This is a genomic window from Campylobacter majalis (genome assembly GCF_905120465.1).
GTDB lineage: Bacteria > Campylobacterota > Campylobacteria > Campylobacterales > Campylobacteraceae > Campylobacter_A > Campylobacter_A majalis.
Genome location: NZ_CAJHOF010000010.1, coordinates 1 through 12,455 on the forward strand (window position 1 = coordinate 1; position 12,455 = coordinate 12,455).

General features: G+C 34.7%; 11 protein-coding genes and 1 pseudogene. 6 read left to right on the forward strand and 6 right to left on the reverse strand.

All coding sequences use genetic code 11. The annotated features are described in order from the left end of the window. Positions 1–68: 68 nt before the first annotated feature. On the forward strand, positions 69–1,466 hold the full coding sequence (locus tag LQU93_RS06015) for a carbon starvation CstA family protein (protein WP_229932983.1): 1,398 nt from the start codon (positions 69–71) through the stop codon (positions 1,464–1,466). Between the two features lie 23 nt (positions 1,467–1,489). Here LQU93_RS06015 and upp read toward each other — a convergent pair whose 3' ends face one another. After that, on the reverse strand, positions 1,490–2,116 hold the full coding sequence (gene upp / locus LQU93_RS06020; protein ID WP_229932984.1) for a uracil phosphoribosyltransferase: 627 nt from the start codon (positions 2,114–2,116) through the stop codon (positions 1,490–1,492). A gap of 16 nt (positions 2,117–2,132) precedes the next feature. Next, a complete protein-coding gene (gene gltX / locus LQU93_RS06025) occupies positions 2,133–3,515 on the reverse strand; it encodes a glutamate--tRNA ligase (RefSeq protein ID WP_229933040.1) in 1,383 nt (460 codons plus the stop codon). 71 nt (positions 3,516–3,586) lie between these two features. Here gltX and LQU93_RS06030 point away from each other — a divergent pair, with 71 nt between their 5' ends. Further along, positions 3,587–4,417, forward strand: coding sequence for a peptidylprolyl isomerase (locus tag LQU93_RS06030; RefSeq protein ID WP_229932985.1), 831 nt, complete (start codon positions 3,587–3,589; stop codon positions 4,415–4,417). A gap of 6 nt (positions 4,418–4,423) precedes the next feature. On the opposite strand, the gene LQU93_RS06035 is transcribed toward LQU93_RS06030, so the two are convergent. Together LQU93_RS06035 and LQU93_RS06040 are read right to left on the reverse strand one after the other, a co-directional pair. Continuing rightward, positions 4,424–5,302 carry a cache domain-containing protein gene (locus LQU93_RS06035; RefSeq protein ID WP_229932986.1) on the reverse strand — a complete coding sequence of 293 codons (879 nt, stop codon included), beginning with the start codon at positions 5,300–5,302 and terminating at the stop codon, positions 4,424–4,426. After that, positions 5,299–5,655 (reverse strand): HIT family protein, encoded by a 357-nt coding sequence (locus LQU93_RS06040; RefSeq protein WP_229932987.1) that lies wholly within the window; start codon positions 5,653–5,655, stop codon positions 5,299–5,301. Before LQU93_RS06040 ends, LQU93_RS06035 begins: the two co-directional genes overlap by 4 nt. A 190-nt stretch (positions 5,656–5,845) precedes the next feature. Between LQU93_RS06040 and LQU93_RS06045 the strand changes: the two genes are divergently transcribed. Further along, positions 5,846–6,490, forward strand: coding sequence for a helix-turn-helix transcriptional regulator (locus tag LQU93_RS06045; protein WP_229932988.1), 645 nt, complete (start codon positions 5,846–5,848; stop codon positions 6,488–6,490). A 1-nt stretch (position 6,491) separates the two neighbouring features. Here the strand turns inward: LQU93_RS06045 and LQU93_RS06050 are convergent, their stop codons facing one another. Both LQU93_RS06050 and LQU93_RS06055 read right to left on the reverse strand, forming a co-directional pair. Further along, positions 6,492–7,361: a DMT family transporter gene (locus tag LQU93_RS06050; RefSeq protein WP_229932989.1), complete on the reverse strand. Its 870-nt coding sequence runs from the start codon at positions 7,359–7,361 to the stop codon at positions 6,492–6,494. A gap of 71 nt (positions 7,362–7,432) precedes the next feature. Next, the gene (locus LQU93_RS06055) at positions 7,433–8,329 is read right to left on the reverse strand and encodes a DMT family transporter (RefSeq protein WP_418884068.1); all 897 of its coding nucleotides are present in this window, start codon (positions 8,327–8,329) and stop codon (positions 7,433–7,435) included. A 162-nt stretch (positions 8,330–8,491) separates the two neighbouring features. Between LQU93_RS06055 and LQU93_RS10105 the strand changes: the two are divergent. The 3 genes and pseudogenes from LQU93_RS10105 to LQU93_RS06065 all read left to right on the forward strand — a co-directional run. Further along, a pseudogene (locus LQU93_RS10105) lies at positions 8,492–8,746 on the forward strand (sodium:proton antiporter); the annotation flags it as partial. A 174-nt stretch (positions 8,747–8,920) separates the two neighbouring features. Beyond that, on the forward strand, positions 8,921–9,784 hold the full coding sequence (locus tag LQU93_RS06060) for a Na+/H+ antiporter NhaC family protein (RefSeq protein WP_418884069.1): 864 nt from the start codon (positions 8,921–8,923) through the stop codon (positions 9,782–9,784). Positions 9,785–10,109: 325 nt separating this feature from the next. Continuing rightward, positions 10,110–12,113, forward strand: a complete 2,004-nt coding sequence (locus tag LQU93_RS06065; RefSeq protein WP_229932992.1) for a DUF1561 family protein — start codon at positions 10,110–10,112, stop codon at positions 12,111–12,113. The last annotated feature ends 342 nt before the right edge of the window (positions 12,114–12,455 follow it).

The following is a 12,455-nucleotide window of genomic DNA, read 5'->3' on the forward strand; positions in this document are numbered from 1 at the left end:
AAATTTTATTTAATATTTATTAAATATATAGTAAAATAAAAATCAACTATAAACTTTTAGGAGGTAAAATGACTTGGTTTTTCTTTTGTGTTGGGTTGCTTATAGTAGCCTATTTCACATATGGAAAGATAGTTGAGAAAATTTTTGTCATAAATCCTGAGCGTAAAACTCCAGCACAAACGATGGCTGACGGAGTTGATTACGTTAAGATGTCAAATACAAAAGTTTTCTTAATACAACTTTTAAATATCGCTGGACTTGGTCCTATATTTGGTCCAATTTTAGGAGCGTTATATGGTCCAGTGGCTATGCTATGGATAGTTTTTGGGTGTATTTTTGCTGGTGCGGTGCATGATTATTTTTCAGGTATGCTTAGTGTGCGTTCAAATGGTGCTTCTGTGCCTACTGTTGTTGGCGATCATCTTGGTGTTTGGGCAAAGCAGTTTATGAATATTTTTGCTTTAGTTTTATTAGTGCTTGTTGGCGTTGTATTCGTGCTAGGTCCAGCAAAGCTACTTGCTGGGCTTACGTCAATGGATGTTGCGATTTGGGTTGGGATAATTTTTGCATACTACATAATTGCTACCTTGGTGTCTATTGATAAAATTATAGGCAGACTTTATCCATTTTTTGGTGCTTTGTTGCTATTTATGTCATTTGGACTTACTATAGGGCTTATGTTTAGCGATAGAGAATTTTACTCAGTTGGGCTTGATTTTTTTACAAACTACGATCCTAGTGGTTTGCCTATATGGCCTTTGCTTTTTGTTACTATATCGTGCGGTGCGATTTCTGGTTTTCACGCTACGCAATCGCCACTAATGGCTAGATGCATACAAGATGAAAAATCAGGCAGGATGATATTTTACGGAGCAATGATACTTGAGGGTATTATAGGGCTTATTTGGTGCACACTTGGGCTTAGTTTTTATGACTCGCCTGAGCTTTTTAAAGCAGCACTTGATGCTGGTTCGCCATCTGGAGTAGTGCATGAGATATCAATAGCACTTTTAGGCAGCGTTGGTGGCATCATAGCGATACTTGGCGTTGTTATCTTGCCTATTACATCAGGCGATACGGCGTTTCGTTCAGCACGTCTTATTATAGCTGATTTTTTCAAGCTTTCACAAAAAGAGATAATCAAGCGACTTTATATAGCTATTCCGCTGTTTGTGGTTGGTTTTATCATATCAAAAGTTGATTTTAACATCGTTTGGAGATATTTTGGCTGGGCAAATCAAACTACAGCAGCCATAATGCTATGGGCGGCATCGGCATATATGTATAAACGCGGTAAATTTCACTGGATTACAACTATTCCTGCGATATTTATGACGGCGGTTGTTATAGCTTATCTTGCAAATGCAAAAATAGGCTTTAATCTTGATATGAGTATCTCAACCATCATGGGTGTAGTTGGAGCGTTTGTATGTCTTGGTATGTTTTTTAGGATAAAAAAGGCATAGTTTTAGGGGGTAAGCCCCCTATTTTAATTAGTGTTAAATACTCTATCTCCAGCATCCCCTAATCCTGGAACAATATAGTTTTTATCATTTAAACACTCATCAATAGCAGCTGTATATACCGCTACATCCGGATAAACTTCACTAAATCTTTTTAAGCCTTCAGGTGCGGCAATTATTGATATAAATTTAATATCCCTAACGCCCTTGTCTTTTAAAAATTTTACAGCATCTATTGCAGTTCCACCAGTTGCAAACATAGGGTCTATGATAATTGCTGTGCGATTTGCATAATCACTAGGAAGCTTAGCGTAAAAAAATTCTGCTTTTGCAGTCTCTTCGTTGCGTTGAAATCCTAAAAACCCAACACTCGCATCAGGCATTAGCTTAAATACGCTATCAAGCATACCAAGTGCTGCACGCAAAATCGGACAAATCATAACCTTTGTAGCTAGTTTATGCCCTTTGGTTTTTGTTACAGGTGTAGTGATATCAACTTCACGCAATGCCAAATCACGAGTTGCTTCAAACATCATTAAGTAGCTAATCTCATCAATTAGCATTCTAAATTGAAATGGCTGAGTTTTGACATCTCTTAAAATAGTGAGTTTATGCTCGATTAGTGGGTGTTTTATAAGCTTTACATTATTCATTTTATTCCTTTTAAATTTATACTTTTAAGACATTTAAAGCGTTAGCAATTCTAGTTTTTATCTCATTGCTTCCAAGCACTTCAAGCACTTCAAATATCGAAGGCGACACGCTAGAACCAACTAAACTTATGCGAAGAGTTTGTGCTAAATCTTTAAGCTTTAGGTTGTTTTTGTTTAAAAACTCATTTGTTAGCACTTCATAAGCTTTTGCATCCAAATCCAAGGTCAAAATTTTGGCAAAATTTTCTAAAATATCTAATGAAGTAGGCGTGATAAATTTATCTACCGCTTTTTGTTCGTATTGTGTTGGGCGATTTAAAATAGCATTTGCACTATCTTTTAGTTCAACAAGAGTTTTTGAACGCTCTCTTAAGATATCAAGCAGTAATTCACCCTTTTTGTGAGCTTTAAAATCAACACCAAAATACAACATCTCTTTAGCCAACCGTTCAAAAGGCATCGTTTTGATATAGTGTGCGTTTAGCCACTCAAGTTTGCTTTTGTTATAAGTGCTTGCAGATTTGTTTATAGCGTATGGATCAAAGTATTTTAACATATCATCCATGCTAAAAATTTCATCATCTCCATGACTCCAGCCAAGGCGAATTAAAAAATTAAGCAAGGCTTCTGGCAAATACCCCATCTGCTTATACTCCATGACATCAGTCGCACCGTGTCGTTTGCTTAGCTTTGATCCATCTTCGCCGTTTATCATGGCTACGTGAAAAAACTCAGGCATTTTAAAGCCTAGTGCCTCGTATAGCACGATCTGCTTTGGCGTATTTGACAGGTGATCATCGCCTCTTATCACGTGTGTTACGCCCATTAATGCATCATCAATTACAACAACAAAGTTATAAGTCGGTGTGCCATCACTTCTAGCGATTATAAAATCATCAAGTATATCATTTACTTGAAATTTAACTTCGCCCTTTATTCCGTCATGTATTACTATCTCGCCACTCTCTGGTGCTTTGATACGTATAACAGGCTCAATACCACTTGGCGGTGTGCCTGTGAAGTTGCGATATCTGTTGTCATATTTTGGACGCTCTTTTCTTGCTTCTTGCTTGGCCCTTAACGCATCTAGTTCATCTTTGCTCATATAGCACTTATAAGCTTTGCCCTCATCAAGTAGCTTTTTTATGTATTGCTTGTAGATATCAAATCGCTCAGATTGATATGTTACTTCGCCATCATGCTCTAACCCACACCATTTAAATGCCTCTTTTATAGCGATGGTTGCCTCTTTTGAGTTTCGTTTTAAATCAGTATCTTCTATGCGAAGTAGAAATTTTCCTTTATTTTTTCTAGCGTACAAATAACTATACAATGCTGTTCTAAGCCCTCCAACATGTAAATACCCAGTCGGAGACGGAGCAAATCTAGTAACAATCATCATTTTTACCTTTGTTTTTATGTTATAATATCGCAAAATTATATTAAAAAATTCTTTAATAAAGGTTTTACATGGTTAAAAAACTATTTCTTGCTTCAATTATTGGCACATTTGCTTTATCATCAGAGCTTGTAAATGGCATAGCGGCGATTATAGAAAATGAAGCAATAACACTATATGAGATTGAACGTGTTAAAAAAGAGCTAAATGTAGATAAGCAAAGAGCATTAGACTTGCTTATTAGAGATAGGCTAGAGCAAGCTCAAATTAAAAATTTAGGCATAGTAGCCACACAGCTTGAAATCAATCAGCGCATAGATGCAATAGCTAGGCAAAATGGCATGAGTATGGCTCAGTTTAGAGATCATATAGAGTATAAGCAAGGCGTAAAATTTACAGATTTTAAAAACGATATACAAAAATCAATCCAACAAGAAAAACTATACAAAAATATACTAAGCGAGGCTGGTAAAAACATAGATGAAAACTCAGCCAGAAACTATTACGAGGCAAATATCAATCAATTTACGACATTTAGCACGGCTGAGGTTACACTTTATAGAGCCTTAGATGCTGATACACTCCAAAAACAAATCGCATCAGGCACTAAGCCGATAAATGGGGTTCAAACACAAAATATCACGCTTGATAGCCAAAACATACCACCGCAGTTAGTAGCTATCATATCAGCAACACAAGATGCAAGCTTTACTGGCATTTTAAAGGCTCAAAATGGCTTTGATGCATTTTACGTCAAAAAAAAGAGTGGGCTAAAAACAGCTAGTTTTCAGCAAGCTAAAAACCAAATCCTAAATCAGATGCACCAAGCCGAACAAGACCGAGCCGCACATGATTATTTTGAAAAACTAAAATCAAAATCTAAGCTTAATATACTACGATAACTTTTGCTAAAAGAGCGAGTTGAAAAAGAAATTTTCATTTAGCAAACTTTGCTCTTTTAAATCCTTGTTGATATGCAGCACATAATATCCAAGTCGGTTTAAACTCATATCAACAAGCGGCGTAACGGCAAAATAATGAGTGCGTGATTTGTAAAAATTTACATTTTCAAAATCTATCTCTTTTAAAATTTCAATCGCATTTAGATTTGTGCTTGTATAGTTTGACACATAATAATCATCTAAAAGATTATCAGCCTGTATGCTTCTTATTATCTTTGTTTTGTTTTTATCAATTAATACAAAAAGATCGATGCCTTGCTCTTTAAAAAATCCGCTTATATGGTCAAAATCAAGCATAACCTCTATCGTGCCAAGCTTCGTGCCTTGTTTTGTTACGTTTGATATAGCTCTTATAAATGTTCCAGCTATGCCATTTTCTATCCCTGCAACTGGTGCCTTTATGCGATCGGCTTCTTTTAGTAAAAATCTAAACGAAGCCAAATCATCTCCAAAACGCGTAAAATTCCAGCTTCTAAGATAGCTTTTAAAATCTCTAGTGTGTAGGTGAATTTTGATATTTTTATACATTGAGACAGAATTTAAACTAGAGACAATATTTGAAATTTTATCCATGCACTCTTGTCTATCATCTTTAATAAAGCAGTCTTGAACGCCGTCATTTTGCCCTATTAGTTTTGCTAATGCTAGTGATGATAGTTTTTGATCTTCGATGTTTTTATTTAGCTGTTTTACTTGATAATCCAAAAACATTCTAGCCGAGTTTAACTCTCTTTCATTGGAGTATTCTATATAAAAATAACTAAGCAATAACACTATAATGACAGCCAATACCCCAGCCGTAATCGCTACAGATTTACTTTTCATAATCTACTCACCAAAATTTTACTAAACTCGTCAAAATTTGGCAAATTTAGCTCACAATCCCTTATTTTTTCGCCCCACATTGAGTTTGGATAGTGTGTGTCGTTTTCAAATCTTGCTGTTACATGAATATGCACATGTGGCACGTAGTTGCCAAAACTTGCGATATTTATTTTGGTTGGATTATAAAACTCAAGCATCGTTTTTTCTACTATCAAAAGCACTTCAAATAGTCTATTTCTAGTATTACTATCACACTCACTTAACTCTTTATATGCGTGATTTGTAAAAATTTTAACCCATGGCAAATAGCTATCTTCACGCTGTATATTGATAAAATCATCTTTATATATCATCATCTCTCCTTGCTTAAAATTCTAGCCAAAAGTTATTAAAATTTCATTAGTTTAAATAACTTTTGTCCTAGAAAAACAAACTTAAAACCAAATAGTAACAAAAGCAGAACTAAAAATATATAAAAACTTAAATTTCTATAAAACAAAAGAAATTTTTTGCTAAAATATAGTGAAAATTTTGGGGGATCTTATGACACAAGCCATGAAAGAAAAATATGTAAAATTGGTTGAGTTTTTAGGCGATGTTTTGGGATACAATTATGAAATAGTCCTACACGATATAACTGATGATGGAGCAAGTATAGCAGCAATTGCTAATTCGCATATAAGCGGACGGACGGTAAATTCTCCAATGACAGGATTTGCACTTGAGATAATGCAAAGCAAAAAATACCTACAAACAGATTTTATAACAAATTATAAAGCTTCAACAAAACTTAAAAAAAAGCTAAATGGCTCAACGTTTTTCATAAAAGAAAATGGCAAACTCACTGGTATGCTTTGTATAAATTATGACAACTCAGAGTTTGAAAAAATCTCAAATGAAATTTTGCGTCTAGCAAATGTCTTGCCAAATGAGCCAAAGCTTCCAACAACAGAGGCCGTTGAGCAACTAAGCCAAGACATAGAAGAGATAATTGAAAGCGTGCTAAAAACGCATGATTTAGACATATCTGATTTAAAGCCCAAAAATAGAGCTGAGTGCATAGCAAAACTATATGAAAATGGGATATTTAACATAAAAGGTGCGATATCAAAAGTAGCAAAATATCTAAATTTATCAGAACCAAGCATCTATCGCCACTTACAAAAATTAAGTAGCGATAGTGTTTAAATCAGGCTTGTTTTGACTTTATGGTGCCTATTTCACTTATCAAGATTGCACTAATTATAATAACGGCTCCAATAATTTGCATCATGCCAAATGTCTCACCACCTATAAAATAGCCCAAAATTCCAGCCGAAACTGGCTCAAGAGTAAAAATCAAAGCCGCTTTTACAGGTGTTGTTAGTCTTAACATAGTTCCCATCATGATAAATCCAAAAATCGAAGCAAAAATAACGCTTATAACCATCGCTTTATAAAAGTTATAATCAAGCGTTGGATTTATGCCGCCATCAAACACATTTGCAAAAATTGCCGACAAAGCCACGATAACGATAAACTGCGTCGCTAAAAGCGTAAAAAGCTCACATTTTCTAGCAAAATGGCTAGTAAAAACGATGTGAAATGCCCATGCAAATGCACAAACTACGCTTAACGCCTCGCCCTTTGTAAAACCAGCACTAGGATCGCTTAAAAAATAAAGCCCAACACAGCCCAAAGCCACGCCGATATATGCGTAAATGCTTATCTTTTCTTTAAAAAACGCATAAACCACAAATGGCACGATGGCGACGTTTAGACCGCTTATAAATGCGACGTTTGCAGTTTGAGCAAATTTAAACGCAAAAGTTTGAGAACTAAAGCCTACAAATAAAAATATCCCTAAAATAAGACCGTATTTTATGGCTTTAAAATCTAGCTTTGACGAGAATTTATAAGCGATTAGCACCATGATAAAAAAGGTTATTAAAAATCGCCAAAATAGCAAAACAAACACGCCGTTAGTAACTGTTGCAGTTGCCATTGGCAAAAACGTAGCCCCCCAAATAATAGCCGTTAAAATTAATAAAATATCGGCCCTTAACTCTGTAATTTTCATTGTTCCCCCTTAAAAAAGGTGAGATTTTAACACAAAATATTAAATTCTCACAAAAATTTCACGGAGTAATTTTATCTTTTAAGGCGTTTTTTATTTACGATTGTTTCGAAAAAATACGAACCAATTTCACTAATTAATATGCCAACTAAAATAATAAATGCACCAAAAATTTGCCACGTTGATAAAATTTCAGCACCAAAATAGTATCCAATAAATCCAGCCGAAACTGGCTCCAGAGTAAGAATAAGAGCCGTTTTTACAGATGAAGTATAGCGTTGGGCTATGTTTTGGACAAAAAACGCAAACACGGTTGCAAATGTAGCAGTAATGCCAACCGCCCAAATAAACGCACTATCAAGCACTGGCAAATACGAGCCTTCAAAAATAATCGCACAAATAAAAGATAACACGGCTACAACGATAAATTCAGTAGTAACCATGATGAAAATTTCACACTTTTTTACATAATATCCAGCCAAAATAATCTCAAATGCATAGGCAAATGCACACACCAAACTAAGCAGCTCTCCAAGCCCAAAACCAAGATCTCCATCACAAAGTATATAAAGACCAACTGCGGCAAATATAGCACCTAAGTATGAGTGAAATTTTATATTTAATTTAAAAATTGCCCACATTAAAAATGGCACAAATACAACAACAAGCCCCGTAATAAACGCAACTGTTGAGCTTAGTGTGTATTTAAGAGCAAATGTTTGCAAGGCAAATCCAAAAAATAAAAATACACCAACTATTAAGCCGTATTTTATGCCTTTTATGTCTATTTTTTTAATAAATTTTAAGCTTATTAGCACCATCAGTATAGATGCAATTAAAAATCGCCAAAAAAGTAGCGTAAATACACCATTAGTTTGTAGAGCCTTAGCCATTGGCAAAAATGTAACTCCCCAAACTAACGCAACAATAACAAGGGCAAAATCAGCCGTGATTTCTTGCTTTTTACTAATCAAACTTTAAGCCTTTATAAAAGGTCTAAATTTACTATTTTTTTCTTATGTTAAATTGAATTTTAAATATTTAATTTAGCAACTTAAATATTTTTTTAAATTAGTTAAAATTTTAGTTAATTTTTAGTATTATTATACGAAATTTTAAACAAAGGCTTAAATATGCTAACCAATCCAGTGGTTTTAAGTATCGTATTGATGACGATTTTATGTTTGTTGCGCTTTAATATCTTGCTTTCTATTTTGATCTCAGCACTTTTTGCTGGATTGCTTAGCGGTCATGGACTAGTTGAAACAACTGGCATATTAGTAGCTGGAATGAAAGGAAATCTAGAAACAGCTTTAAGCTATATACTTTTGGGTGCTTTGGCTGTGGCGATATCTAGAACAAATTTAACAGCTATTTTAATAAATGCAATTAGTAAAATTCTCAGCAAAAAATCAACCTATTTGGTATTAGCAATCGCCGCTATAGCGTCACTTTCACAAAATTTAATTCCAGTTCATATTGCATTTATTCCTGTTCTCATACCGCCACTTTTGCCACTATTTAACAAAATTAAACTTGACAGACGTGCCGTAGCTTGTGCTTTGACATTTGGTTTAAAAGCACCTTATTTGTCCATGGGAGTTGGCTTTGGACTTTTGTTTTTTAATATTATAAAAGACCAAATGAAAAATAACGGACTAATCGTAAGCATAAGCGATATACAAAAAGTAATGTGGATAGGCGGTGTATCCATGCTTGTTGGTTTGATTTTAGCGATTTTGGCTTACAAAAAAGACAGGGTTTATAACACTCAAGAAGTCACTGTAGCCACAAATAATGAAAATTTGCACATGACACGCAAAGAGTGGGCGGTTTTAGCTGGTGCATTTATAGCGTTTGGAGTGCAAATTTATACCTCAAATATGCCACTTGGTGCCTTATCAGGACTAATTGCAATGATAGCGTTTAAGGGTATAGAATACAACAAAGTAAATGACGTTATGAGCGACGGACTAGCTATGATGGCGTTTATTGCTTTTATATTGCTAGTGGCCGCTGGTTTTGGTGCAGTATTACGCGAAAGTGGTGGCATAAGCGAACTTGTAAGCTTTGCTAGTTTGATATCAGGGAACAAACTAGGCGGAATACTCATCATGCTTATAGTAGGATTACTAATCACAATGGGCATTGGCTCTAGCTTTGGCACGATTCCGGTTATTGCGGCAATTTATGTGCCATTTTGTAGTTCATTAAACTTAAGTGTATCAGCCACTATATTATTAATAGGAGTTGCTGCTGCACTTGGCGATGCTGGTAGCCCAGCTAGTGATAGCACTTTAGCGCCAACGGCTGGATTAAATATGGATGGCGGACACAATCACATATACGATACTTGCGTTCCGACATTTTTATTTTTTAATATACCGCTAATAATCGGCGGCACAATAGGTGCGATGCTACTTTAAGTAGTTTTAGCTTTTAGCTTTTATGGCTAAAAGCTAAAAAATAGCGTATTTCTTGACTTTTCAAAAAACAATAATTAATAAAATAGCTTAAATTTAAAAATTAGTGAATATATTTTTATAACACTACTGCAAATATCATATATTTAAAAAATGTTATTGAAATTTTATTTGGATTATTTTTTTATATTAAATTAAAATAAAATTATATTTTTTTCTAGTTGCTAAAATTTATAATAAATTTTAAATTTTAATTATATAATTTCTAACAAATAATAAAATGTATTATCAATAATAAAATAAATTACTATTTTTTAAAGGATAACAAATGAAAAAAATTTATTTGTTGGCTCTGGCTATGTTTTTATTATTAGGTTGTAGCCCTAATCAAAACACAAATCCAAATCTCTTATCTTTATATTCCAAGCCTACGCCTTCTCAAGCTCTAGCTGATAAACCAAAAGATAAACAGATACAAGTTAGGGTTGCTGGAAATAAAAAACTCTGCTATGCTCCAAAATTTTCATCTAGTTTTGACAATGGCTCTTATTTGCAATTAGTTGATTGCTCATCAAAAGAAGCGATAGCAGCTAGATATGATGTATTTGGTAGGTTAGCTTTTAACATAAACGACACTTGGTTTTGCATTACTGCACCAGAAGAAGTAGCAAATGGAGCAATAGGGCAAGACTATGCCTATTTAAGCCCTTGTGCTATAAATTTAAGCACACAAAGATATAAAGTAATGAGCGATTCTTTTTATAGTAACGATAGCTTTTATAGTCTAAAAGATGATGGAAAATACGTGTATGCCGCAAGATTTTTAGATAGAAAACTAGACGCACACATAATCGATAATGAGATGAAAGAGTGGCTTAATACAAACGCCACACCTGCTGGACTAAATCTAGCTATGTATCTACAGTGGAATGCTGACGGAGTGAAATATTACATTCACAATGGGTTTTCATCTACTGATTTTGGTGTGCTTTATTATAATCTACAAAATGGTTATATTGCATCTTATGATAAATTTTCGCCAACTATTTCATGCCTAAACTCAAATGTTGGCACTAAGGACTGGGCATGGGCTTGGTGGGATAAATGTAGTGACGCAAAGGCACCAAGTATAAGCAAAAATTTAGCATATTTTAGACCAGTTTTAATCGGTAACGGCAAAGTAGCCATGCGTGATAGAGCTGGAAACTATCTAAGACTCACGCGATACGGAATACACTGGGGGCAACCATATACTGCAAGACTTGAGTTTTTAAACAAAGACACACAAAACTCGCCAACATCAGAGTTTTTTGTGCATCTTAGTATGCAAGACTGGATGAGATTCATAGGTGGCAACGAAGGCGATAATCTGCCATTTTGCCCAGCACCTGGATTTACTATAAAGTCAAACATAGGGTTGGGACAAAACGTAAATTTTGATAGTAATTTTTCACAAAAACCAAAAGTAAGTTTAATGAAAAATAAATCATTAAATCCAAATTTAACACAAAATCAAGATCGCATTGATATTGAAGTATGGGAACCAAGACTTTTATCTATCGTGCGTAGCACCACACCAGAAAGTCCAGTGGTAGGCATTTGTGGTACTTGTTTGCTTCATGCTTATCAGATTATTGCTGAGATTTTAGAAGATCCTTTTCATCCAAGAGCAAACGGCGGTTACTTTTTTAATACCGAAGCAAACGTTGATCCATTTATAAGTTTTCGTGCTAGAAATTCACTACTTTTTGGAACGCTTGCTGATATTGCACAATATTATAGTTTGCCAGTTAGAGTAGAGGCAGATATATTTACAAACTCTGTAAATTTAGCATTTGCAAGCTCTATTCAAATGCTACCACAATATGACTGGGCTATGGTAGGTCAAAGCCAGACAAGTGGCGGAATAGATGAGATTTTAGCTAGGATTTTTCAAGAACCGGTTGGAAGCATCTACCTAGCGATGCTCTCTCGCACAGCACCAGGCGATACGCAACCAAGTGGTCATGCAAGCGTTATGCTTCGCACAAGCACAGGCGTTAGGGTGATACCAACAAACGCACCAAATATAGACCTACGAGATTTAAGAATTTACATGCAAAATACAACTAATGTGGCACATCTACGCCATATGCTAGGAGATATGGGAAGCACGGTAGCAAACGTTAATGCATTGGCTGTTTTAAGAGTGGGAGAGGTGTATCAAAATACCTTTAATTATGTTATTTCGTTTGATAATTGTACTGGTTTTGGAGACCATAGACGTGGCAATGCAAGACTACCAAGTGCTGACGCCGTAAATCAGTGTGCTAGCGGACGTTGCATGTGGTAAAACATGAAAGAGAGATTTCTCTCTTTCACGCCAAATACTAATTTGCATTAATTATTTGTTAGTGCACCTTGTCAAATAAATTTTAGTCTTGATTTGACTTAATAAGATATAGCTATAACTTTATTTTTACTTGCAAAAATGTCTAAATCTAGAAATACAAAGCTACAAACAGGCTACTTTATCTCTTAATATTAAACTCTACTTTACTGCTTTTATGCTCTTTTGGTGCTAAATTTAGCAAAATAATTTACGCAAAATTTTACAAATTTTAGTTTTTAATTAGTGCAAAACAAGCGAATCGTTTTCGCAAAGCAAAATGTTTCCTTAAAAAAAGCGAAGTGC

What these genes read in the sequence shown, in the direction of transcription:
- LQU93_RS06065 (WP_229932992.1), top strand. Translation starts at nt 10,110, where the DNA reads ATGAAAAAAATTTATTTGTTGGCTCTGGCTATGTTTTTATTATTAGGT.
- gltX (WP_229933040.1), bottom strand. Translation starts at nt 3,515, where the DNA reads ATGATTGTTACTAGATTTGCTCCGTCTCCGACTGGGTATTTACATGTT.
- LQU93_RS06040 (WP_229932987.1), bottom strand. Translation starts at nt 5,655, where the DNA reads ATGATATATAAAGATGATTTTATCAATATACAGCGTGAAGATAGCTAT.
- LQU93_RS06030 (WP_229932985.1), top strand. Translation starts at nt 3,587, where the DNA reads ATGGTTAAAAAACTATTTCTTGCTTCAATTATTGGCACATTTGCTTTA.
- LQU93_RS06050 (WP_229932989.1), bottom strand. Translation starts at nt 7,361, where the DNA reads ATGAAAATTACAGAGTTAAGGGCCGATATTTTATTAATTTTAACGGCT.
- LQU93_RS06045 (WP_229932988.1), top strand. Translation starts at nt 5,846, where the DNA reads ATGACACAAGCCATGAAAGAAAAATATGTAAAATTGGTTGAGTTTTTA.
- upp (WP_229932984.1), bottom strand. Translation starts at nt 2,116, where the DNA reads ATGAATAATGTAAAGCTTATAAAACACCCACTAATCGAGCATAAACTC.
- LQU93_RS06035 (WP_229932986.1), bottom strand. Translation starts at nt 5,302, where the DNA reads ATGAAAAGTAAATCTGTAGCGATTACGGCTGGGGTATTGGCTGTCATT.
- LQU93_RS06015 (WP_229932983.1), top strand. Translation starts at nt 69, where the DNA reads ATGACTTGGTTTTTCTTTTGTGTTGGGTTGCTTATAGTAGCCTATTTC.